This is a genomic window from Streptomyces sindenensis, assembly GCF_014649035.1.
Classification (GTDB): domain Bacteria; phylum Actinomycetota; class Actinomycetes; order Streptomycetales; family Streptomycetaceae; genus Streptomyces; species Streptomyces sindenensis.
Genome location: NZ_BMSG01000014.1, coordinates 38,960 through 60,170 on the forward strand (window position 1 = coordinate 38,960; position 21,211 = coordinate 60,170).

Sequence of the window (21,211 nt, forward strand, 5' to 3'; positions counted from 1 at the left end):
GATAAGCAGGCGGCCCTCCGCGTACCGATGGGTGATACGCAGAGGGCCGGATGCTGGACGCCGTCGGCCTTTGGGGCGGCCGGGCGGTCCGGGAGGAGGGCGGTCGTGGGGCCCGCCCTCGGGGTCGAGGGGGCTCCCGGGGCGGGCCCCGGGAGCCCGGCTCAGCGGGTCTCGGCCGTGGCCTTCTCCGCCTCCGTGGTGCGCGACCGGAGCACCCGGTGGGAGACGAAGAGGATGAGCGCCCACAGCGGTGCGCAGTAGAGCGAGATCCGGGCGTCCTTGTCGATCGCCATCATCACGATGACCATGCCGATGAAGCAGAGCGCGAACCAGCTGGTGAACGGGGCGCCCGGGGCCTTGAACGAGGACTGCGGCAGGAGACCTGCGTCGGCCTTGCGGCGGTAGCGGATCTGGCTGAACAGGATCATGATCCAGGCCCACATGCCGGAGATGGTCGCGAAGGAGACGACGTAGGTGAACGCCTCGCCCGGCCACTGGTAGTTGATCCACACGCCGACGAGCATCAGGGCGGCGGAGAACGTGGTGCCCACCAGCGGCAGGCCGTTCTTCGTCAGCTTGGCGAAGGCGCGGGGACCCTGGCCGTTGAGGGCGAGGTCGCGAAGCATGCGGCCGGTGGAGTACATGCCGGAGTTGCAGGAGGAGAGCGCCGCGGTGAGGACGACGAAGTTGACGACGGCGGCGCCGATGCCGAGCCCCATCTCCTCGAAGGCCTTCACGAACGGGGAGACGCCGGGCTTGAACGTGGACCACGGCACGACCGAGAGGATCATGATGAGCGCGCCGACGTAGAAGACGGCGATGCGCCACGGCACGGTGTTGATGGCCTTGGGCAGCACGGTCCCGGGGTTCTTGGACTCCCCGGCGGTGACGCCGACGAGTTCCACGGCGAGGAAGGCGAACATGACGATCTGGAGCGTCATGAGGGTGCCGGTGATGCCGTTGGGGAAGAATCCGCCGTCGTTCCAGAGGTTGGAGACGGTCGCGGTGTCGCCGGCGTCGGAGAAGCCGATGGTGAGAACGCCCGCGCAGATCAGGATCATGCCGATGATGGCGGTGACCTTGACCATGGAGAACCAGAACTCCAGCTCACCGAAGAGCTTCACGGAGATCAGGTTGGCGCCGTAGAGAATGACGGTGAACACCAGGGCGGACAGCCACTGCGGAATGTTCCACCAGTACGTCATATAGGTGGCCGCGGCGGTGACTTCGGTGATTCCGGTGACCACCCAGAACAGCCAGTAGGTCCAGCCGGTGACGAATCCGAGGAACGGGCTGATGAATTCGCGGGCGTACTCCGAGAAGGAGCCCGAGACCGGGCGGTACATGAGCAGTTCGCCCAGGGCCCGCATGATGAAGAAAATGACCAGGCCCGCGATGACGTAGGCCAGGATGAGGCTGGGACCGGCCCGGTCGATGGCCTTGCCCGCGCCGAGGAAGAGCCCGGTGCCGATGGCTCCGCCGATGGCGATCATCTGAATCTGGCGAGCTCCCAGTCCGCGCTGGTATCCCTCGCCACCGGTTCCGGCGTCCCCGGCGCTTCCGCCGGGCTGAGCTTTGTCGACCTGTCCCTCGTCGACGTGCGCCGATGTCATGGTGGTGCGCCTTTCTCCACGCCGATCCGCGCCGTACAAGGCTGCGGATCAGGTCCTGATCCCCCCGGATATGGATGGAGTGCGACCGACGTTCGGCCGGTGTGCAGCGCCCCCGGGAAACAGGGGTGGCGTCCCCGGCGGCCGTGAAGATCTATCACGGCCGTCACAGGACACCGTGGGGCATTCTGTGGCACACACCACAGGCAGAAGCGGACATAGAACCCCGTCCGGAACGAATGGCACCGAATGACTTGGGATGATCGTTACTCGGATCTGAGCGTCCGTTGAGCGAACAGGAGCCGCCCACCCCGGCGGGGTGGGCGGCTCGGTCGTTCCGGGGGCCGACTACGGCATCAGGGTCTCGACCAGGGATTCCTGGAGGGCGCCGAGCCAGAGGTAGGCCATCACCATGGGCTTGCGGGGATCGGTGTCGGGGAGCCGGTACAGCGAGCCCTCTTCGCCCTGGTCCTCGTCGGAGACCTCCAGCCGGGTGCCGATGGTCAGGCGCAGGTCGTTGAGGGAACGGAGCCAGCTGAGGCACTCGTCGCCGGTGAGGGTGAGGACGGCCCCGCCGCCCGCGGCGGGCGAGAGCGCGTCCAGGGTGCGGACGACGGCGAGGGCGTCGTCACGCTTGCCGGAGCGCAGGTCCATCTCGGTGAACCGGCGGAACTCGGCGGACCGCTCACGCAGCTCCCGCTCCTCCTCCGGCTTCACGGCCCCGGCGGACCCGTCGGGCGCCCCGGGGCCGCCGTAGGCGTCGGGGAAGAGGCGGGCGAGCGCCGGATCGGCGGGCGGCTTGCTGGGGCCCTCGGCGAAGAGGGCGGCGAGCGGGTCCTCGCCCTCGGCGGGCTGGTCACCCGGGCCGATCAGCTCCAGCAGCTGGACGGCGAGGGAGCGCAGGATGGAGATCTCGACCTCGTCGAGCGCGACGGCCGCGCCGCCGCCTGGGGTGGCCTCGAAATGGCCGGCCATGGATTCTCCGATGGTGGGTCGAACGGGGCGGATGGCGGGGCAGGGCCCTGAAGAAGGGGGACCGGTGCGGCCCTGGGCGAAGGGGCTAGTTGCGGTCCTGGGTGAGGGTGGCCCACAGCCCGTAACCGTGCATGGCCTGGACGTCGCGCTCCATCTCCTCGCGGCTCCCGCTGGAGACGACGGCGCGGCCCTTCTGGTGCACGTCCAGCATGAGCTTGTGGGCCTTGTCCTTCGGATAGCCGAAGTAGGCCTGGAAGACGTAGGTCACGTAGCTCATGAGGTTGACCGGGTCGTTGTGGACGAGCGTCACCCACGGGACGTCCGGCTCGGGGACCGCGAAGGCCTCCTCGGCCGAATCGGGACGTTCGATCTCTAGCGGGGTAGCAACGCTCACCTGTCCCATGCTGCCACCCGGGCGGGCCCGGCGCACAAACGGACCCCACATCTCGTCACTTTGACGAATAGGGGGTAGCATCCCAGCCATGAACACAGCGGACCTCGGTCGGCGGGTCGGCGTTCCGTCGACCGCGCTCTTCACCGACCAGTACGAACTGACCATGGTGCAGGCGGCCCTCAAGGCCGGCACCGCCGACCGGCACTCGGTCTTCGAGGCGTTCACCCGCCGGCTGCCCGAGGGGCGGCGGTACGGCGTCGTCGCGGGCACCGGCCGGGTGCTGGACGCGGTGGAGAACTTCCACTTCGACGACGAGATGATCGGCTTCCTGCGGCAGCAGGAGATCGTGGACGAGCCGACCCTCGAATGGCTGGCGCGATACCGCTTCAGCGGCGACATCTGGGGCTACCCGGAGGGCGAGGTCTACTTCCCCGGCTCCCCGGTCCTGCGGGTCGAGGGGTCCTTCGCCGAGTGCGTGCTGCTGGAGACGGTGATCCTCTCCATCCTCAACCACGACTCCGCGATCGCCGCCGCCGCCTCGCGGATGTCGGCCGCCGCCGGGGGCCGCCGGCTGATCGAGATGGGCGCCCGCCGCACCCACGAGCTCTCCGCGGTCGCCTCGGCCCGTGCCGCGTACGTCGGCGGCTTCGACGCCACCTCCGACCTGGCGGCGGGGTTCCGCTGGGCGATCCCGACGGTCGGCACCAGCGCGCACGCCTTCACCCTGCTGCACGACACCGAGCGCGACGCGTTCCGGGCGCAGGTGGACTCGCTCGGCCGGGGCACGACGCTGCTGGTCGACACGTACGACGTGACCGAGGCGGTCCGGGCGGCCGTGGAGATCGCGGGTCCCGAGCTCGGTGCCGTACGGATCGACTCCGGGGATCTGCTGCTGGTCGCGCACCGGGTGCGGCAGCAACTGGACGAGCTGGGGGCCACCGGCACGAAGATCGTGGTGACCTCGGACCTGGACGAGTACGCCATCGCCTCGCTGGCCGCCGCGCCGGTGGACGCGTACGGGGTCGGCACCCAGCTCGTCACCGGCAGCGGGCACCCCACCTGCTCGATGGTCTACAAGCTGGTGGCCCGCGCCGGCTCGGCGGAGCCCGACGCCCCGCTGGTGCCGGTGGCCAAGAAGTCGCTCGGCGCGAAGTCGTCGGTCGGCGGTCGCAAGTGGGCCGCCCGCCGGACCGACGAGCACGGCGTCGCCGAGGCCGAGGTGATCGGCACCGGCCCGGTCCCCGACGAGCTGGCCGGCCGGCAGCTGCTGGTGGAGCTGGTGCGGGGCGGCGAGGTGGTCGCCCGCGAGCCGCTGGACACGGTTCGGGAGCGGCACGTGGCCGCGCGCGCCGGGTTGCCGATGTCGGCGATCCAGCTGTCGCGGGGCGAGCCGGTGATCCCGACCGAGTACGCCTGAGCCCGTCCCCGTAGGCCCCGGGGCCAGCCCGGGGCCGCACCGGGTGTGCGGACCGGGTGTGCGGACCGGGCGACGGAACCCGGCCTCCAGCACGACTCGTCTGCGGATCGGCGCCGGACGCACCCGGACCGGGCCGGTCCGCAACCGGGGGTTTCGCGGACGGGGCTTGATTGTGACGTTCCAGTGCCTAGGCTCGAACCCCCGGCACCCTCCCGGAGGCCCCGGCACCCCGGGGCCGCCGGACCCCCGCTCGATCCCCGTCCCCTCCCCACCCCGCTCACGCCCCCACCGAAGGACACCGCCATGCACCGCGCATTGATCGTCGTGGACGTTCAGAACGACTTCTGCGAGGGCGGCAGCCTCGCGGTGGCGGGCGGTGCCGACGTCGCCGCCGCCATCACCGACCTGATCGGTGACGCCCAGCCCGCCTACCGCCACGTCGTCGCCACCCGCGACCACCACATCGACCCGGGCGGCCACTTCTCGCCCGACCCGGACTACGTCGACTCCTGGCCGGTGCACTGCGTCGCCGGTACGGAGGGCGTCGGCTTCCACCCGAACTTCGCGCCCGCCGTCGCCTCCGGTGCCATCGACACGGTGTTCGACAAGGGGGCGTACTCGGCCGCGTACAGCGGGTTCGAGGGCTCCGACGAGAACGGGACCGGCCTCGCCCAGTGGCTGCGCGACCGTGAGGTCACCGAGGTCGACGTCGTCGGCATCGCCACCGACCACTGCGTCCGGGCCACCGCGCTGGACGCGGCCCGTGAGGGCTTCGTCACGCACGTACTGCTCGATCTGACCGCGGGCGTCTCGGGGGCCACCACGGAACGGGCCCTGGCGGAGCTGCGTACGGCGGGCGTGAAGCTCTCCGGCACGCCCGTCGTCGCGTCGTAGACCGGCCCCCGGGACAGGTCCTCGGCCGCTAAGCGGCCGGGCGGGCCGGTCCCGGGTACCCGGAGGGGCCCAGCAGCGCCCGGATCGGGTGCCACAGCTCCTGGCACGAGGACACCGGCGCGGACGCCTGGTGCCCCAGCCCCGGCGGCCGGGCACCGGCCCCGTCGGGCCGCGGCGCGGCCCGCCACAGCAGACCGTCCGGATGGTGCAGTACGGCCGTGACCTCGTCCGGCGTCGGCGGCCGGTCGTTGCCGCGCAGATAGACCGCCCGCAGCCCCAGATTGCGCAGCCTGGTCAGGGCGCGCGCCCGGTTCACCGCGTGCACCAGCACCCGTACCGGGGCTCCGGGCCCGGCTTCCGTACCGCTGCCCGGACCTGTGCCGTCGGCCGGTCTGGTGAGGGTCAGGGCGACCACCACCGTGCCGTTCGGCAACCTGCAGAAACCTCCGCCTGCCATGCTCCACGCTCCCCCGTGAGACGTCGTGTCAATAAGGATGTGAACAAGACGCACCTAAACACGATCGGCCGCCGCCCGCTAGAGGGCGACGGCCGATCATGGTTTGACCTGCGGTTCTACTTGATCAGCGACCCGAGGGGCTGACCAGGACGGTCATCGTCCGGCCGTTGAGGGGCTCGTGGACGATGGAGATGCGGGTGTTCGTGTCAGAAACCTTGACACTGCCCGTCGGGTTCTCCTTGTACCAGTAGGTGCCCTTGCGGTCGTCGAAGACCGGGTTGCCCAGGCTGGGCTTGATGTACAGCGGCACGTCCGCGTTGTGGAGCGTGAAGCCCTTGTTCGGGTACCAGCTGAACGGGGCGTCGAACGGCTGGATCTTGTTGCGCAGGAGCGAGCCGTCCTTCCACTTGAGCGGCTTGGCGTGCGCGTCGATCGGCAGGATCAGACCCTGGCCCGGGTGGACCGAGGTGTTGTTGTCCTTCTGGGAGGTGTCCCAGAGCCAGACCAGCAGACCGTTCTGGTACGCGTAGTGCTCGACCCAGTCCGGACGCGTGGTGGAGAAGCCGAAGTTGTACGGGCCGACCTTCAGCGTCTCGTCGTAGGAGACGTACTGGCGGTTCTCCGCGATGTAGTACTGCGGGTAGTCCTGGGTGAAGGACTCGCCGATCCGCGAGAAGCCCTTGGCGGTCCAGCCGTTGTCGTCGCCCTCGGCGTTGTCCGCGAAGAGCTCGGCGCCGTCGGCCGTGATGGTGATGGCGTCGGCCGCGAAGCCCTTGCCGCCCGCGCCGCCGTCCGTCTGGTAGCGGAAGCGGAGGTCGACCTTCTTGCCCGCGTAGGCGTCCAGCGAGAAGGAGAGCTTCTTGTGGTCGCCCGAGACGTCGGTCAGCGCCGGCTTGTCACTGGCGTCGCGCGGGATGGCCTTGCCGTCGGCGGTGCCGTCGAGCGCGGTCCAGCTGGTGCCGCCGTTGTCGGACACCTCGGTGTAGAGGTAGTCGTAGTCGGCCTCGATGTCGTACCAGCCCGAAAGGTCAAGCGTGGCCTTGGACTTGCCGGTCAGGTCGACCGAGCGGGTCAGGGTGTTCGACAGGTCGTCGCCCATGTCGCTCCACCACTGCTTCGAGCCCTCGGCGGGCTTGACGACGGTGGTGGTGACGGCCTTCTCCGGCAGCTCGACGACGAGCGCCTGCGGGTTCTTGGTGTTGTACTCCGAGACGCCCAGCTTGTGCAGCGAGGTCTTGCCGGCCTTGGCCTTGTCGTAGTCGAGCCAGCCGAGCTGGAGCTTGTCCCACGAGGTCATGTCGCCGGGCAGGTCGCCGATCTCGCCCTTGCCGGTGCCGAGCCAGGAGCCCGCCGACATCAGGGACCAGAAGCCGACCGAGTTCTCGCCGCCGCCGGAGGTGTCGTACAGGTCCGGCAGACCGAGGTCGTGGGCGTACTCGTGGGCGAAGACGCCCAGGCCGCCGTTCTCGGGCTGGACGGTGTAGTCGCCGACCCAGATGCCCGTGTCGCCGATCTGGGCGCCACCGGCCTTGTTGTTCGCCGGGCCGGTCGAACCGGCGTTGGTGCCGTACGCGTACCAGCGGTGCGCCCAGATGGCGTTGGTGCCCTCGGCGCCGCCGCCGGCCGACTCGTCCTCACCGGCGTGGACCAGCTGGAAGTGGTCGATGTAGCCGTCGGGCTCGTTGAAGTTGCCGTCGCCGTCGAAGTCGTAGCGGTCCCACTCGTCGTACTCGGCGAGGTTCGCCTTGATCTCGGCGTCGGTGCGGCCCTTGGCCTGCTGGTCGGCGACCCAGGCGTTCACGCCGTCGCGGACCGCGTCCCACACGTTGGCGCAGTTGGACTGGCCGCAGTAGTTGGAGCCGTAACGGGCCTCGTTGTACGGGACCTTGACCCAGTCGGAGACCTCACCCTCGACCGAGTAGCGGCCCGAGGAGGTCTTCTCGTAGTAGGTCTTGAGCGAGTGGACGCCCTTGCCCTCGCCGAAGTAGAGCTCCTGGAAGTGCTCCCGGTTGTAGTCGGACTTCCAGGCGGTGCTGTTGTCCTTCTCCGGGTCCGGCTCGGCGATCTTGTTGTGCGCCGGGCCCGGCGCGCCGCCGTACTTCTTGACGGGCGGCTTGGGGCCGTCGCCGTCCGGGTCGTACATCGTGGTGTCGTCGACCTGGTCGCCGAACTCCAGCAGGATGGTGAAGATCTTGTCGGTCTTCTCCCGGCCGAGCTCCACGTACTTCTTGTCGCCGAGCTTGACGACCTTGGAGCCGCTCCGGTTCGCCACCTTCTTGTCCCCGGCCAGCACCTGCTCCAGCGCGGCCTCGCGCTGGGCGGCCTGCTGCTCGCTGAAGGGGCCCTCCAGGTCGTGCTCCACATGCCCCTTGGCCGGCGCCGGGTCACGGCGGTCGACGGTGGAGACACCGGAACCTGATGCGCTGTCATGCGCCTGGGCGGTGGCGAAGGTCGACGCCGTCGCAGCGGTCGCGGCCATGGCCACGACAACGGCGGCGGCGCGAAGCGCCTGTCTCTGATTGGTCACTTGAAGCAGTCCTCCCCGGGCGTCCCGCGCAGCGGCCAGGGGGGTATGAAGAGGGCCGCGCGCGCAAACGCGTCACAAGTGACGACATTCGATCGAAGTTATGAGAGAAAAGACAGACCTTGACTTGAACAGACCAAGTGCACTATGCGGAGCGCTCTTCCGGTATACGGACGGTATGAGAAGGGCATGGGAACGGCAAAGGAACGGCGACCGGCCCGGATCCCTCCGGCCGGGCGTTCCAACGGGCGCGCCCCACCGTCCGGTTGGTGAGAGCCGTGACTCCGTGCGCCCCCTGTGCACCGGTACCGTGTGTTAGGTCACGCTTACTACCGGTCCGGGTCGGGCATCCACCGTCGTAGGGTCGTTCGGCGCGCACGACCGCGCCGAACACCGCCCGCCCATCCGACGTCCCGAGGACGGAAACCGTCATGCCGCGTCCGACTGCCGCACAGTTCGCCTACGGTTCGGCCACCGTCGTCGCAACGACGCTCGCCCTGCTGCTGCTGTTCCGCACGGAGTCCGGCGTGGGGGTGGCCGCCGTCGGCACGACCGCGCTGGTTCTCGGCCTCCTGGTCGCCGTACGCCTGCCGCACCCCGGCCACCGGACGGCGGAAGGGACCGGGCGGACCGCGACCGACCGGACCTCCGCAGCCGCCCGAACGCACCACGCCGGGGAGGGCTTCGGGGCCCGCGAGCGGGTGCCGGCGGCGCGCTCGTCCGCGCATCCGGCGGCCCGTTCGTCCGCGCGGGCCGACGAGCACTCGCTGCGCCGCTGAACCTCGGCCTCTAACGGGCCACGACGACGACCGTCTTGGCCGCCTTGTCCTGGAGCCCCTGCCGGTAGGGCTTGTCGGTGAACATCAGCACGATGTTGATCAGCCACCACAGGCACGGGCAGCACAGCAGCGCCGGGGCCCACAGCACCACCGCCCGCATCAGCGCGGCCCCGGTGTCCGGCACCCGCCCGTCGTTGAGCATCGCCACGCGCAGCTTCAGCAGCCGCTTGCCCAGCGTGCGGCCGTCCTTGTGGGTGAAGTAGGTGTCGTACGCGACGTAGACGACCAGACCGATGATCGACCAGAGCAACTGGTGCCCGCTGTACCCGCCGGCGACCGCGTCACCGAAACCGTCGTCGCCGTCCCCGTTGACGTCGACCGCGCCGCCCCAGGGCAGCGAGATCAGGTACAGCGGGATCGAGATGATGAGGAAGTCGATGAGCCGCGCCAGGATCCGCTTCCCCGGCTCGCCGAGCGGCGGCATCCCGGCGAGCGGGTCGGGCGCCCCGAACCCGCCGCCACTGCCGTACGGATCGTTCGGCGGGGGCGGAGGCGGAGGGGGCGGCGGAGCGCTGCCGTAGGGCTGACCGTCGGACGGCGGCGGGGGCTCCTGCGGCTTCTTGAGGAACGGATCGTCGTCCTCGGGCGGCTGGCCGGGCGTCGGCTGGTCGTTGCTCATGGGGGCAGTGCATCCCTCACCACCGGGGCTCGCAACGGCTCAGGTGCTTTCGGGGGACGCGGGAAGGCATACGAGTCCAGACCGGCATGTCGCCACCCGCCCGGCCCGTTCTTCCGATAAACGGGCGGGTGGCCCGCGTTTCGCCGGTCCCGCTCAGCCCGCCACGAACGTACGGGCGGCCTTGTCGTGCCAGCACTGGCGCCACGGGCGGTCGAACAGGCACCACAGGACGTTGACCACACCGAGGACGAGCAGCCCCAGCACGCCGTAGACGAGCCAGCGGCGCAGGGCCGCTCCCAGGGACGGGGTGTCATGGGACTCGATGTCCCGTACGTCGAGCCCGAACAGCTTCTTGCCCAGGGTCCGGCCCCACTTGGCCGTCGGCAGGGCCTCCAGGAGGAAGCCGAGGAGCAGGAACGCGGCGAGCAGCGCGCCCAGCAGGGCCCCGGTGGTGGAGTCCAGCAGCCAGACGGTGACGGTCTCCCCCGTCTCCTTCGCCGCGGTGATCTTCCGGTCGATGTGGTCGAGCGCCCGGGCCGACAGCGGGACGGCCACCGCCCCGACGACCGCGCCGAGCACGAGGTTGTCGACGAGCCGGGCGGCGAACCGCTTGCCGAGCCCGGCGGGGCGGGCGGAGGCCTGGTTGCGGGCGAGTTGCTGGAAGGGGTCGTCGACCGGCGGCTTCCACGGCACGACGGGCTGGTCCGCGCCGACTCCCGGTCCCGCTGCGGCTCCCTGGTGCTGGTGGGGCAGCTGTTGTCGCGGTTCGGGCTGGGCGAGTTGGTGGACCTGCTGCGCCCAGGAGGCCGAGCCGCCGCCCGGACCGGGCGTGAGGGGCGTGTGCAGGGCCGCCGGCGGCGCGGGGTCGGGGGACGGCGTGGCTACGGGGCCGAGAGCGGGGGCCGGGGCGGGCGCGGGGGACGACGGCTGGGCCCGGTGGGGCGGTTGTGCGGGCTGGGCCTGCTGGGCCGGTGCCGGTGCCTGCTGGGCCGGTGCCGGCCGGGGCGTCGGCTGCTGGGTCTGCGGTGCCTGGGCCTGGGCCGGGAGGGCCCGGGGTGCCGGGGCCGGCGCGAGGCTGTCCGGCGCCGCGCTGACGCCCTGCGGCCCTTGGGGCGTAACGGCGTTCGACGGTGCGGGAAGACCGGGCTGTACGTCACCGGCTGCGGCAGTGCCGGTCCCGGGGGTGCCGGTCCCGGGGGCGCCGCCCCGTACCGCGTTCGTCCCGGGGCCCACCGCGCGGATCGTGACCGTCCCGTCCGTCGGCGGGCGCACCCCGGCCCCCTCGGCGGTCCGGCCGCCGCTCTCCCGCATCCCCGGCAGCGCGCCGCCGGTCGGGTCCTGGGACAGCGGCGCCCTCGGGTCGGCCGGTGGCGACGGGCGTCCGGGGGTGGCGCTCGCGGGCTCCTGTGCCGGTCCGCCCCACTCGACCCGGCGGTCCCGTTCGCCGCCGAACCCGCTCTGGCGTGCGGCGTCCGCCTGCCAGACCGACGCTCCGTCAGCGGCCCCCGCCGCCCGGTCCGGGGCGGACGTGCCGGAGCCCGGCGAACCCCCCGCGCCGTCCTGGAGGCCGTCCTCCTCGTCGAAGAAGATCGGGCCGGTCTCCTCCACGGGCGCGGTCCGCGCACCGGCCGCCGGGGCGGGGGCGGTCGCGTCCGGTCCGGTCTGCGGGGGCGCGGGGCGGCTCGTACCGGGGACCCAGGAAGCGCCGTTCCAGTACCGGACGTAGCCGGGGATGGAGGGGTCGGGGTAGTAGCCCTCACGGGGGCTTTCGTCACCGGGTGCCGGAGTTGGCGCGCTCATCAGCGGGTCCCGTATCTCTTCGAGGCCTCAGGCCGTCCCCGCCTGGCGGGCGGACGGCCTCAATACAAGGGTCCACATCTATCAGACAGCCGCCCGCCCCCGGGCCGGTCCACCTGTTCGGGCCCCCTTTCGAGACGGGTTTCGAGACGGGTTTCGGGCCGGGTCCGCGACGGGTTCGGGACGGCTTCGGAAACCGGCCGAAGTTTTTTCCGGAAGTCGCGTAATAGGTGGCGGGGAGGGCGCTCTCTCCTTGTGCGGGACGGTCACGGGACCGGCCCATGAGCACCGGAAGGTCGTGGATTTCGATGATGAGCATCGTGGAACGTGAGCTGGAGCTGAAGCTGGTCCTGTCCCCCGAGCGGTCCATCCCGGTACCCGCCCGGCTGACGTACCGGACGAACGACCCGTACGCCGTGCACATCGCCTTCCACATCGGCTCCGAGTCCCCCGTGCACTGGACGTTCGCCCGGGAGCTGCTGGTGGAGGGTGTGTTCCGGCCGTGCGGGCACGGGGACGTGCGGATCTGGCCGACGAAGGTCGCGGGCCGCAGCGTCATCTGCGTGGCCCTCACCTCCCCCGACGGCAACGCCCTGCTGGAGGTGTCCTCGGCCGCCGTGGCCGCCTGGGTGGAGCGGACCCTGCGGGTGGTGCCGCCGGGCACCGAGGGCGACCGGCTCGGGATGGACGAGGCGCTGGCGGAGCTGCTGGCCCCGCTGCCGGCCGACGACCTGTGGCTGAGCGACCCGTGGGCGGCGGACGAGTCGCCGTCCCAGGACGGTGAGGCGTGAGGGGCTCCGCGAGAGGCGGGGATCAGAAGAGCTTGCCGGGGTTGAGGAGACCGAGCGGGTCGAAGGCGGCCTTGATGGAGCGCTGCAGTTCGACGCCGGTCTCCCCCAGTTCGCGGGCGAGCCACTCCTTCTTGAGGACTCCGACGCCGTGTTCGCCGGTGATGGTTCCGCCGAGTTCGAGACCGAGCGCCATGATGGCGTCGAAGGACGCGCGGGCCCGGCGGGACTCGTCGGGGTCGTGGTGGTCGAAGCAGACGACGGGGTGGGTGTTGCCGTCGCCCGCGTGGGCGCAGACGCCGATGGTGAGGCCGTACTCCTCGGCGATGGCCGCCGTGCCCGCGAGCATCGCGCCGAGCTGCGAGCGCGGTACGCAGACGTCGTCGATCATCGTGGCGGACTTGACGGTCTCCAGCGCGGTGAGCGACATCCTGCGGGCCTGGAGGAGGAGTTCGGACTCGGCCGGGTTATCGGCGGGGACCACTTCGGTGGCCCCGGCGGCGGCGCAGAGCTCTCCGACGGCGGCGAGATCGGCGAGCGGGTCCGGGGTGTCGAAGGCGCAGAGGAGGAGTGCCTCGGTGGTCTCGGGCAGCCCCATGGACGCCATCGCGTTGACGGCACGCACGGTCGTACGGTCCATCAGTTCGAGGAGTGACGGGGTGTGACCGCGCTCCATGATTCGGCACACAGCGTCACAGGCGGCGGCCGCGGAGGGGAACTCGGCGGCGAGGACGAGCTGCTGGGGCGGCTGGGGTTTGAGCGCGAGGACGGCCTTGACGACGATCCCGAGGCTGCCCTCGGAGCCGACGAAGAGCCGGGTCAGGTCGTATCCGGCGACGCCCTTGGCGGTGCGGCGGCCGGTGGTCAGGAGCCGCCCGTCGGCGAGGACGACCTCCAGGCCCAGTACGTACTCGGCGGTTACTCCGTACTTCACGCAGCACAGGCCACCGGACGCGGTGCCGATGTTGCCGCCGATGGTGCACGTCTCCCAGCTGGAGGGGTCCGGCGGGTAGTACAGACCGTGTTCGTTCACCGCGCGTGAGAGCACCGCGTTGACGACGCCCGGTTCGACGACGGCGATCCGGTCGACCGGGCTGATCTCCAGGATCCGGTCCATCTTCACCAGGGAGAGCACGATGCAGCCGTCCGAGGCGTTGGCCGCGCCGGACAGGCCGGTACGAGCGCCCTGCGGGACGACGGGGACGCGCAGCGCGGTGGCGGTGCGCATGACGTGCTGGACCTGCTCGACCGTGCGCGGGAGTACGACGACGGCCGGGGTGCCGGCCTCGCAGAAGCCCGCCATGTCGTGGGCGTAGGACGCGGTGACGTCCGGATCGGTGATCAGCGCCTCGGGAGGCAGTCCCGCGCGCAGCCGTTCGAGGAGATCGCTCATGATCCAAGCGTGTCACCCGGGGCCAATGGTGTGAACCCGTGAGCGGGGGCGATCCCAAGGCGCGGTGTGCTCGTATGACTGACGCAGAGTGATGGCCATGGATGTCATGCCGCAGCAGGGCCCGGAGTCCCGCCAGCCGCCCGAGCCGTCCGCCGAGGACCCTTACGCGCCGCCCGCCGAAGGCGCCACCGCGCTGCCCCCGCCGCCGCCCACGCTGCGGACGACGCTGCGCCGGGCCGCGTTCGGCGCGGTGGCGGCCGGGGTGCTGCTGGCCGGGGCGCTGGTGGCGGTGGACGACGGGGACGAGCGGCCGAAGGAGCCGGGCCCGGTCGAGCGGGCCGAGGCGGCGGCGACCGCCGGGTCCCCGGCTTCGCTCTCGGACCTCACCGCGCTGATCGGGGACCGGCAGAAGTGGGTGGAGTCCCATCCGAAGGACGCCCCGTCCCTGGCCGCGCTCGGTACGGCGTACGTGGAGTGGGCGCGGCGCTCGGCGGACACGGCGTACTTCACCCGCGCCGAAGAGGTCCTGAAGCGTTCGCTGGAGGCACAGCCGGGCGAGCGCGGGAACGGACAGGCGTGGGTGGGTCTCGCCGCCCTGGCCAACGCCCGGCACGACTTCCTCGCCGCGAAGCGGTGGGGCGAGACGGTGAAGCAGCAGCAGCCGAAGACCTGGAGCGTGTACCCGGTCCTCATCGATGCCTACACCGGGCTCGGCGACCGGAAGGCGGCGACCGCGGCGACGGAGAAGTTCGGCGAGCTGCGCAAGGGGGTCCCCGCGCTGGCCCGCACCGCCGACCTCTACCGGGGCCAGGGCTGGCGCGAGGACGCGCTGGCCACCGCCCGGGAGGCGGCCGACCGGGCGACGCGGCCGGCCGAGAAGGCCGAGGCGCTGCACCGGCTCGGCGAGCTGGCCTGGGAGCGGGGCGAGCCGGAGGAGGCGGTGGCGCAGTTCGACGCGGCGCTGCGCACGGACTCCGCTCACCACGCCTCGCTGGCGGGCCGGGCCCGGGCCCTGGTGGCGCTGGACCGCACCGACGAGGCGCTGGCCGCGTACCAGCGGGCGCTGGAACAGCTTCCGCGCCCGGAGTACGCGCTGGAGCTGGGCGAGCTGTACGCGTCGCTGGGGCTCGACGGGGACGCCCGCACCCAGTACGCGAAGCTGCGGAAGATGGTGGCCGCGGCGGCGAAGGACGGGGTCGACGAGTCCCTGGTGCTGGCCCGGTTCGAGGCGGACCACGGGGACCCGGAGGCGGCGGTGGAACTGCTGCGGGCCCAGTGGCGGGGGCAGCACCGCAGTGCGGCGGTGGCGGACGCGCTGGGCTGGGCGCTGCACCGGGCGGGGAAGTCCGAGGAGGGCCTGGAGTACGCGCATCGGGCCGCCGACACGGGCGTGCGGAACGCCTCGTACGCGTACCACCTCGGCGTGATCCAGCGGGCGCTGGCGGACTACGGTCCGGCGCGCCGGAATCTGGAGCTGGCCGTGCGCACCAACCCGGCCTTCTCGCCGCTCGCCGCGCCGCTGGCGCGCCAGGCGCTGGACGCGCTGGGCGAGCCGCCGCCGGGCGGACCGGGCGAGACGCGGCAGCCGCCCCCGCCCCCGCCGCCGTCCCCCGAGCCGAAGCGGGAGCCGCAGCCGGAGCGGGAGCCGGAGCAGGAGAAGAAGCCGGAGGCCCCGGCCCCGGCGCCGTCGAAGGCAGCGGCCGCCCCGTCGACGTCCCCGTCGCCCACCGGGTCGCCCTCCGCGTCTCCCTCGGTGTCGAAGAGTCCCTGAAGCGGAGGCCCGGGAACGACGGACTCCGCCGTGGTCCGAGGTACTGCCTCGGACCACGGCGGCGTTTTCGCACCCGGAGGCGCGGATCAGAGGTTGCCGCGCTTCTCCTGCTCGCGCTCGATCGCCTCGAACAGGGCCTTGAAGTTGCCCTTGCCGAAGCCCATGGAGCCGTGGCGTTCGATCATCTCGAAGAAGACGGTCGGCCGGTCCTGGACCGGCTTGGTGAAGATCTGCAGCAGGTAGCCGTCCTCGTCGCGGTCGACGAGGATCTTCAGCTCGCGCAGGGTCTCGACCGGCACCCGGGTCTCGCCGGCCCACTCGCCGAGGGTGTCGTAGTACGAGTCGGGGGTGTCCAGGAACTGCACACCGGCGGCGCGCATCGAGCGGACCGTGGAGACGATGTCGTTGGTGGCGAGCGCGATGTGCTGGACGCCCGCGCCGCCGTAGAACTCCAGGTACTCGTCGATCTGCGACTTCTTCTTCGCGATCGCCGGCTCGTTGATCGGGAACTTGACCTTGAGCGTGCCGTCGGCGACGACCTTCGACATGAGCGCGGAGTACTCGGTGGCGATGTCGTCGCCGACGAACTCCTTCATGTTGGTGAAGCCCATGACCTCGTTGTAGAAGCCGACCCACTCGTTCATCCGGCCGAGCTCGACGTTGCCGACGCAGTGGTCGATCGCCTGGAAGGTGCGCTTGGCGGGCGGCTCGACGATCGGCTTGGCCGCGACGAAGCCGGGGAGGTAGGGGCCGTCGTAGCCGGAGCGCTCCACCAGGGTGTGGCGGGTCTTGCCGTACGTGGCGATGGCGGCGAGGACGACCGTGCCGTGCTCGTCCTTGACCTCGTGCGGCTCGGTGATGCCGCGCGCGCCGCGCTCGACGGCGTAAGCGTACGCGGCCCGGGCGTCCGGGACCTCGATGGCGAGGTCGACGACTCCGTCGCCGTGCGCGGCGACGTGGTCGGCGAGGAAGGTGCCCCACTCGGTGGAGGCCTTGATCACGGAGGTGAGGACGAAGCGGGCGGAGCCGTTGGTCAGGACGTAACTCGCGGTCTCGCGGCTGCCGTTCTCCGGTCCGGAGTAGGCCACGAGCTTCATGCCGAAGGCGGTCGAGTAGTAGTGCGCGGCCTGCTTGGCGTTGCCCACGGCGAAGACGACCGCGTCCATTCCCTTGACCGGGAAGCGGTCGGCCTGCGCTGCGGTGTCGGGGCTGGTGTGCAGAGTCTCAGTCATGTTCGAAGGCTCTCCCCGCATCGCAAGGTGCGCAATAGTTCGCGCTATCACTGGTCAATATGTGCAGTGAATGGCCATGATGGCCGGGCTATCTGTACAGGCTGACCACCGGAGGCGGGCCCATGGCGATCGATCATCTGGACGGCCGGCTCATCGTGCTGCTCGCACGTGAGCCGCGCATAGGCGTCCTCGAAGCATCCCGGCGGCTGGGGGTGGCGCGCGGGACCGTGCAGGCGCGGCTGGACCGTCTTCAGTCGAATGGCGTCATCCGGGGGTTCGGCCCCGACGTGGATCCGGCGGCGCTCGGCTATCCGGTCACCGCGTTCGCCACGCTGGAGATCAAACAGGGCCAAGGAGCTGACGTGCGGGCGCATTTGGGCGGCGTACCGGAGGTGCTGGAGCTGCACACGACCACCGGTCACGGGGACATGCTCTGCCGGCTCGTCGCCCGTTCCAACGCCGATCTTCAGCGAGTGATCGACCGGGTTGTCGGATTTGATGGCATCGTCCGGGCCTCCACGGCGATCGTCATGGAGAACCCGGTTCCGCTGCGGATCATCCCGCTGGTGGAGCAGGCGGCCGCGGACACCGGCTGAGCCGGAGGGCCCGTCGACGTCGACGGAGCCGACATCGACGGAGCCGAGGGAGTGCCGTGTGAGCTTCTGGGAGTATCTGACCACCCGCCACCAGCAACTCCTCACGGATGCGTTCCAGCACGTCAGCGCGGTTTTCCAGTGCATGGTCATCGCCACCGTGCTGGGTGTGGTCATCGGGGTGGTGAGCTATCGCAGCGGCTGGGGCGGCTCGCTGGCCATCACCTCCACGGCGACGATCCTGACCATTCCGTCCCTCGCCGCGATCGGTCTGCTGATCCCGCTGGTCGGCCTCGGTGTCGCGCCGACCGTGATCACGCTGACGCTGTACGGGCTGCTGCCGATCGTCCGGAACTCCATCGTCGGGCTGCGGGGCGTCGATCCGTCACTGGTCGACGCGGCGACGGGCATCGGGATGTCGCGTACGGCGCGGCTGTGCCGGGTGGAGCTGCCGCTCGCCTGGCCGCCGATCCTGACCGGGATCCGGGTCTCCACGCAGATGCTGATGGGTATCGCCGCGATCGCCGCGTACGCCTCCGGGCCCGGCCTCGGCAACGAGATCTTCCGGGGGATCGCCTCGCTGGGCAGCGCCAACGCGATCAACCAGGTCCTCGCGGGCACGCTCGGCATCGTGATCCTCGCTCTGCTCTTCGACGCCGCGTACGTCCTGCTGGGACGGCTGACCATCCCGAGGGGGATCCGTGCCTGAGACCGAGACCGACCCGGCCGTCACGACGGAGGAGGGGCCCGCGGCCGCCTCCGGGGCCACCATCCAGCTGGAGAACCTCACCAAGAGGTACCCGGGCAACCCGAACCCGGCCGTCGACAACGTCTCCATGGAGATCAAGGCGGGCGAGACGGTGATCTTCGTCGGCCCGTCCGGCTGCGGGAAGTCCACCACCCTGAAGATGATCAACCGGCTGATCGAGCCGACCTCGGGCCGGATCCGGATCGGCGACGAGGACGTCACGGACATCGACCCGGTGAAGCTGCGCCGCAAGATCGGTTACGCCATCCAGTCCTCCGGGCTCTTCCCGCACATGACGGTCGCGGACAACATCGCCCTGGTGCCGAAGATGGTCGGCTGGTCGAAGTCCCGGGTGAAGGACCGGGTGGAGGAGATGCTCGACCTGGTGGGCCTGGACCCGCGCGAGTTCCACGGCCGCTATCCGCGCCAGCTCTCCGGCGGGCAGCAGCAGCGGGTGGGCGTGGCGCGGGCGCTGGCCGCCGACCCTCCGGTCCTCCTGATGGACGAGCCGTTCGGGGCGGTCGACCCGATCACCCGCGACCACCTCCAGGACGAGCTGATCCGGCTCCAGCACGAGCTGCACAAGACGATCGTGTTCGTCACCCATGACTTCGACGAGGCGATCAAGCTGGGCGACCGGATCGCGGTGCTGCGGGAGCGGTCGCACATCGCGCAGTTCGACACCCCCGAGGCGATCCTCACCAACCCGACGGACGACTTCGTCTCCGGTTTCGTCGGCGCGGGCGCGGCCCTCAAACGCCTCAACCTCACCCGTGTACGGGACGTGGGCATCGCGGACTTCCCGACGGTGACGGTCGAGGACCCGCTCCAGACGATCTTCAACAAGCTGCGCAACGGCCCGCACAACGAGCTGCTGATGCTGGATCGCCGCAGCCGCCCGTACAAGTGGCTGCGGCGCGGCGACCTGATGCGGGCGCGCGGTTCGCTGGCGCGGGCCGGGCAGCTGGTGCACGACACGGTGACCCGGGACGCCACGCTGCACGACGCGCTGGAGGCGGTGCTCACGGACAGCGGGGGCCGGGTGGCGGTGACCGGGCGGCGCGGCGAGTTCATCGGGGTCGTCGACATGAAGACGCTGATGGACAACGTGCAGGAGCTGCTGGAAGCGGACCGGCTGACCGCGATGGAGCACCAGCACGAGCTGGAGGAGCGGCGCGTCCACCAGACGGAGCAGGAGCTGGAGGGGGGTGGCGGCGGAGTATGAGCCCCAGTCATCGGTCCGGATCGGGCAAGGGTCCGGCGGCCGCGACCCGGCCGCCGGGCGAACACGACGTCAAGGGCCACGCGTTCCACGACGAGGAGAGCGACCCCTCCCCCGCCCCGGCCGCGCCGGAGCGCCGGATCACCTGGCGGAAGCTGGTGGTCCTGCCGGCGGTGCTGGCCGTCATCCTGGTGATCACGTACGTCTGGATCACCAACATCCACCTGGACTCGATCGCGGAGAACTCCCTCTCCGGCGGAAATGTGCAACTGCGCTGGTGGCAGCACGTTCGGCTGACGGCGATCTCGACGTTCTGGGTGCTGATCATCGCGATCCCGCTCGGTATCGCGCTGACCCGGCGGCGGCTGCGGAAGGCGGCCCCGGCGTTCACGGCACTGGCGAACATCGGGCAGGCGACCCCGGCGATCGGTCTGCTGGCGCTGCTGGTGATCTGGCTGGGCATCGGGCCGCGCACGGCGATCATCGGCATCGTGATCTACGCGGTGCTGCCGGTGCTCTCCAACACGGTGGCGGGCCTGCGGGCGATCGAGCCGAACATGATCGAGGCGGCGCGCGGGATGGGGATGTCGGGGCGGGGCGTCCTGCTGAAGGTGGAGCTGCCGCTCGCGGTGCCGCTGATCCTGGCGGGCGTCCGTACGGCCCTGGTCCTGAACGTGGGCACGGCGACGCTGGCCACCTTCGGCGGAGGCGGCGGGCTCGGCGACCTGATCACGTCGGGGATCCAGACCCAGCGGATGCCGGTGCTGATCATCGGCTCGGTGCTGACGGTGGTGCTGGCGCTGCTGGTGGACTGGCTGGCCTCGCTGGCGGAACTGGCGCTGACGCCGCGCGGGCTGGAGGAGCGGTGATGAGGACGAGGACGACGAGGGGGACGAGGACGACGAGGGGGATGAGAGGGACGAGGGGGAGACTGCTGCTGATGGTGGTGCCGGTGCTGCTGCTGGGCGGCTGCGGGCTGAAGAGCGGTTCGCCGATGGTGGACGACGTGTCGCCGGGCTCGGTCGGGCAGGGCGAGCCGCTGAAGGGCGCAACACTGACGGTGACGTCGAAGAACTTCAGCGAGAACATCATCCTGGGCCAGATGACCGGCCTGATCCTCAAGGCCGCCGGGGCCGAGGTCCTGGACCGGACGAACCTGCCGGGATCGATCAGCGCGCGCGAGGCCATCATCAACGGCGACGCCGATGTCCAGTGGGACTACACGGGCACCGGCTGGATCACCTTCCTGGGCCACGCGGACCCGATCGTCGACCCGGAGAAGCAGTACGAGGCGGTACGGGACGAGGACAAGGGCAACGGCGTGATCTGGCTGCCGCCGGCCCCGCTCGACAACACGTACGCGCTGGCGATCAGCAAGAAGAACAACGCGAAGTACAGACTCAAGACCCTCTCGGACGTGGCCGCCCTCGCGAAGAAGGACCCGGGCGCGGTGACGATCTGCGTGGAGAACGAGTTCGCCTCGCGCGACGACGGGCTGCCGGGCATGGAGAAGAAGTACGGGATGAGTATCCCGGCAGCCAACATCCAGAAGATGGACGCCGGGATCATCTACACCCAGGTGTCCGAGTCCAGCTCCTGCCTGCTGGGCGAGGTCTTCACCACGGACGGCCGGATCAAGGCCATGAACCTGGACGTCCTGGAGGACGACAAGCACTTCTTCCCCAACTACAACGCCTCCCCGGTCGTCCACGAGGCCACCTTCGAGGAGTACCCGGTGATCGCGGAGCTGCTGGACCCGCTCGCGAAGAAGCTGACGACCGAGGTCGCGCAGACGCTGAACGCCAAGGTGGACGTGGACGGCGAGGATCCGCACGAGGTGGCGAAGGAGTGGCTGGTGGAGGAGGGGTTCATCGAGGAGGGCTGAGTTACAAAGAACCGTTGCAAAGATCTTGTTGCAAAAAAGTCTTGCAAAGGACT

The 21,211-nt window shown here is 70.8% G+C and carries 19 protein-coding genes; 10 read left to right on the forward strand and 9 right to left on the reverse strand.

What is annotated here, in order from left to right; genetic code table 11:
- Positions 1-161: 161 nt before the first annotated feature.
- From IE145_RS17215 to clpS, 3 genes are all read right to left on the reverse strand, one after another.
- A complete protein-coding gene (locus IE145_RS17215) occupies positions 162-1,613 on the reverse strand; it encodes an amino acid permease (RefSeq protein WP_189525914.1) in 1,452 nt (483 codons plus the stop codon).
- Positions 1,614-1,958: 345 nt separating this feature from the next.
- On the reverse strand, positions 1,959-2,585 hold the full coding sequence (locus tag IE145_RS17220; protein ID WP_189525915.1) for a DUF2017 domain-containing protein: 627 nt from the start codon (positions 2,583-2,585) through the stop codon (positions 1,959-1,961).
- An 85-nt stretch (positions 2,586-2,670) separates the two neighbouring features.
- Complete coding sequence (clpS, locus tag IE145_RS17225; RefSeq protein ID WP_006124882.1) at positions 2,671-2,988, reverse strand: ATP-dependent Clp protease adapter ClpS; 318 nt, start codon at positions 2,986-2,988, stop codon at positions 2,671-2,673.
- 79 nt (positions 2,989-3,067) lie between these two features.
- On the opposite strand from clpS, the gene IE145_RS17230 reads away from it, so the two are divergent.
- A complete protein-coding gene (locus tag IE145_RS17230; RefSeq protein WP_189525916.1) occupies positions 3,068-4,396 on the forward strand; it encodes a nicotinate phosphoribosyltransferase in 1,329 nt (442 codons plus the stop codon).
- A 303-nt stretch (positions 4,397-4,699) separates the two neighbouring features.
- Positions 4,700-5,290 carry an isochorismatase family protein gene (locus IE145_RS17235; RefSeq protein ID WP_189525917.1) on the forward strand — a complete coding sequence of 197 codons (591 nt, stop codon included), beginning with the start codon at positions 4,700-4,702 and terminating at the stop codon, positions 5,288-5,290.
- Between the two features lie 28 nt (positions 5,291-5,318).
- Here IE145_RS17235 and IE145_RS17240 read toward each other — a convergent pair whose 3' ends face one another.
- Both IE145_RS17240 and IE145_RS17245 read right to left on the reverse strand, forming a co-directional pair.
- Entirely contained in the window at positions 5,319-5,747 is a 429-nt protein-coding gene (locus IE145_RS17240; protein ID WP_189525918.1) for a hypothetical protein, read from the reverse strand.
- Between the two features lie 124 nt (positions 5,748-5,871).
- On the reverse strand, positions 5,872-8,274 hold the full coding sequence (locus tag IE145_RS17245) for an immune inhibitor A domain-containing protein (protein WP_189525919.1): 2,403 nt from the start codon (positions 8,272-8,274) through the stop codon (positions 5,872-5,874).
- Between the two features lie 428 nt (positions 8,275-8,702).
- Here IE145_RS17245 and IE145_RS17250 point away from each other — a divergent pair, with 428 nt between their 5' ends.
- On the forward strand, positions 8,703-9,050 hold the full coding sequence (locus tag IE145_RS17250; RefSeq protein WP_189525920.1) for a hypothetical protein: 348 nt from the start codon (positions 8,703-8,705) through the stop codon (positions 9,048-9,050).
- Between the two features lie 10 nt (positions 9,051-9,060).
- On the opposite strand, the gene IE145_RS17255 is transcribed toward IE145_RS17250, so the two are convergent.
- Positions 9,061-9,729, reverse strand: coding sequence for an RDD family protein (locus IE145_RS17255; protein WP_189525921.1), 669 nt, complete (start codon positions 9,727-9,729; stop codon positions 9,061-9,063).
- 153 nt (positions 9,730-9,882) lie between these two features.
- Positions 9,883-11,529: an RDD family protein gene (locus IE145_RS17260; protein WP_189525922.1), complete on the reverse strand. Its 1,647-nt coding sequence runs from the start codon at positions 11,527-11,529 to the stop codon at positions 9,883-9,885.
- A 305-nt stretch (positions 11,530-11,834) separates the two neighbouring features.
- Between IE145_RS17260 and IE145_RS17265 the strand changes: the two genes are divergently transcribed.
- A complete protein-coding gene (locus IE145_RS17265; RefSeq protein ID WP_189525923.1) occupies positions 11,835-12,317 on the forward strand; it encodes an SsgA family sporulation/cell division regulator in 483 nt (160 codons plus the stop codon).
- 22 nt (positions 12,318-12,339) lie between these two features.
- On the opposite strand, the gene IE145_RS17270 is transcribed toward IE145_RS17265, so the two are convergent.
- A complete protein-coding gene (locus tag IE145_RS17270) occupies positions 12,340-13,707 on the reverse strand; it encodes an FAD-binding oxidoreductase (RefSeq protein ID WP_189525924.1) in 1,368 nt (455 codons plus the stop codon).
- Positions 13,708-13,804: 97 nt separating this feature from the next.
- Here IE145_RS17270 and IE145_RS17275 point away from each other — a divergent pair, with 97 nt between their 5' ends.
- Positions 13,805-15,478, forward strand: coding sequence for a tetratricopeptide repeat protein (locus tag IE145_RS17275; protein ID WP_189525925.1), 1,674 nt, complete (start codon positions 13,805-13,807; stop codon positions 15,476-15,478).
- An 86-nt stretch (positions 15,479-15,564) separates the two neighbouring features.
- Here the strand turns inward: IE145_RS17275 and hppD are convergent, their stop codons facing one another.
- Complete coding sequence (gene hppD / locus IE145_RS17280) at positions 15,565-16,710, reverse strand: 4-hydroxyphenylpyruvate dioxygenase (protein ID WP_069738987.1); 1,146 nt, start codon at positions 16,708-16,710, stop codon at positions 15,565-15,567.
- 122 nt (positions 16,711-16,832) lie between these two features.
- Here hppD and IE145_RS17285 point away from each other — a divergent pair, with 122 nt between their 5' ends.
- The 5 genes from IE145_RS17285 to IE145_RS17305 are packed head-to-tail and all read left to right on the forward strand — an operon-like array spanning position 16,833 to position 21,158.
- The gene (locus IE145_RS17285; RefSeq protein ID WP_189525926.1) at positions 16,833-17,306 is read left to right on the forward strand and encodes an Lrp/AsnC family transcriptional regulator; all 474 of its coding nucleotides are present in this window, start codon (positions 16,833-16,835) and stop codon (positions 17,304-17,306) included.
- 58 nt (positions 17,307-17,364) lie between these two features.
- Positions 17,365-18,012 carry an ABC transporter permease gene (locus tag IE145_RS17290; RefSeq protein WP_189525927.1) on the forward strand — a complete coding sequence of 216 codons (648 nt, stop codon included), beginning with the start codon at positions 17,365-17,367 and terminating at the stop codon, positions 18,010-18,012.
- Positions 18,005-19,276, forward strand: coding sequence for a betaine/proline/choline family ABC transporter ATP-binding protein (locus IE145_RS17295; RefSeq protein ID WP_189525928.1), 1,272 nt, complete (start codon positions 18,005-18,007; stop codon positions 19,274-19,276). Before IE145_RS17290 ends, IE145_RS17295 begins: the two co-directional genes overlap by 8 nt.
- Positions 19,273-20,142, forward strand: a complete 870-nt coding sequence (locus tag IE145_RS17300) for an ABC transporter permease (protein ID WP_189525929.1) — start codon at positions 19,273-19,275, stop codon at positions 20,140-20,142. Before IE145_RS17295 ends, IE145_RS17300 begins: the two co-directional genes overlap by 4 nt.
- 41 nt (positions 20,143-20,183) lie before the next feature.
- Positions 20,184-21,158 (forward strand): glycine betaine ABC transporter substrate-binding protein, encoded by a 975-nt coding sequence (locus IE145_RS17305; protein WP_189525930.1) that lies wholly within the window; start codon positions 20,184-20,186, stop codon positions 21,156-21,158.
- Positions 21,159-21,211 lie beyond the last annotated feature (53 nt).

Coding starts and splice junctions, on each gene's coding strand:
- IE145_RS17230 (WP_189525916.1), top strand. CDS start 3,068: ATGAACACAGCGGACCTCGGTCGGCGGGTCGGCGTTCCGTCGACCGCG.
- IE145_RS17270 (WP_189525924.1), bottom strand. CDS start 13,707: ATGAGCGATCTCCTCGAACGGCTGCGCGCGGGACTGCCTCCCGAGGCG.
- IE145_RS17305 (WP_189525930.1), top strand. CDS start 20,184: ATGAGAGGGACGAGGGGGAGACTGCTGCTGATGGTGGTGCCGGTGCTG.
- IE145_RS17265 (WP_189525923.1), top strand. CDS start 11,835: ATGATGAGCATCGTGGAACGTGAGCTGGAGCTGAAGCTGGTCCTGTCC.
- IE145_RS17220 (WP_189525915.1), bottom strand. CDS start 2,585: ATGGCCGGCCATTTCGAGGCCACCCCAGGCGGCGGCGCGGCCGTCGCG.
- IE145_RS17255 (WP_189525921.1), bottom strand. CDS start 9,729: ATGAGCAACGACCAGCCGACGCCCGGCCAGCCGCCCGAGGACGACGAT.
- IE145_RS17235 (WP_189525917.1), top strand. CDS start 4,700: ATGCACCGCGCATTGATCGTCGTGGACGTTCAGAACGACTTCTGCGAG.
- IE145_RS17260 (WP_189525922.1), bottom strand. CDS start 11,529: ATGAGCGCGCCAACTCCGGCACCCGGTGACGAAAGCCCCCGTGAGGGC.
- IE145_RS17250 (WP_189525920.1), top strand. CDS start 8,703: ATGCCGCGTCCGACTGCCGCACAGTTCGCCTACGGTTCGGCCACCGTC.
- hppD (WP_069738987.1), bottom strand. CDS start 16,710: ATGACTGAGACTCTGCACACCAGCCCCGACACCGCAGCGCAGGCCGAC.
- IE145_RS17285 (WP_189525926.1), top strand. CDS start 16,833: ATGGCGATCGATCATCTGGACGGCCGGCTCATCGTGCTGCTCGCACGT.
- clpS (WP_006124882.1), bottom strand. CDS start 2,988: ATGGGACAGGTGAGCGTTGCTACCCCGCTAGAGATCGAACGTCCCGAT.
- IE145_RS17215 (WP_189525914.1), bottom strand. CDS start 1,613: ATGACATCGGCGCACGTCGACGAGGGACAGGTCGACAAAGCTCAGCCC.
- IE145_RS17300 (WP_189525929.1), top strand. CDS start 19,273: ATGAGCCCCAGTCATCGGTCCGGATCGGGCAAGGGTCCGGCGGCCGCG.
- IE145_RS17275 (WP_189525925.1), top strand. CDS start 13,805: ATGGATGTCATGCCGCAGCAGGGCCCGGAGTCCCGCCAGCCGCCCGAG.
- IE145_RS17240 (WP_189525918.1), bottom strand. CDS start 5,747: ATGGCAGGCGGAGGTTTCTGCAGGTTGCCGAACGGCACGGTGGTGGTC.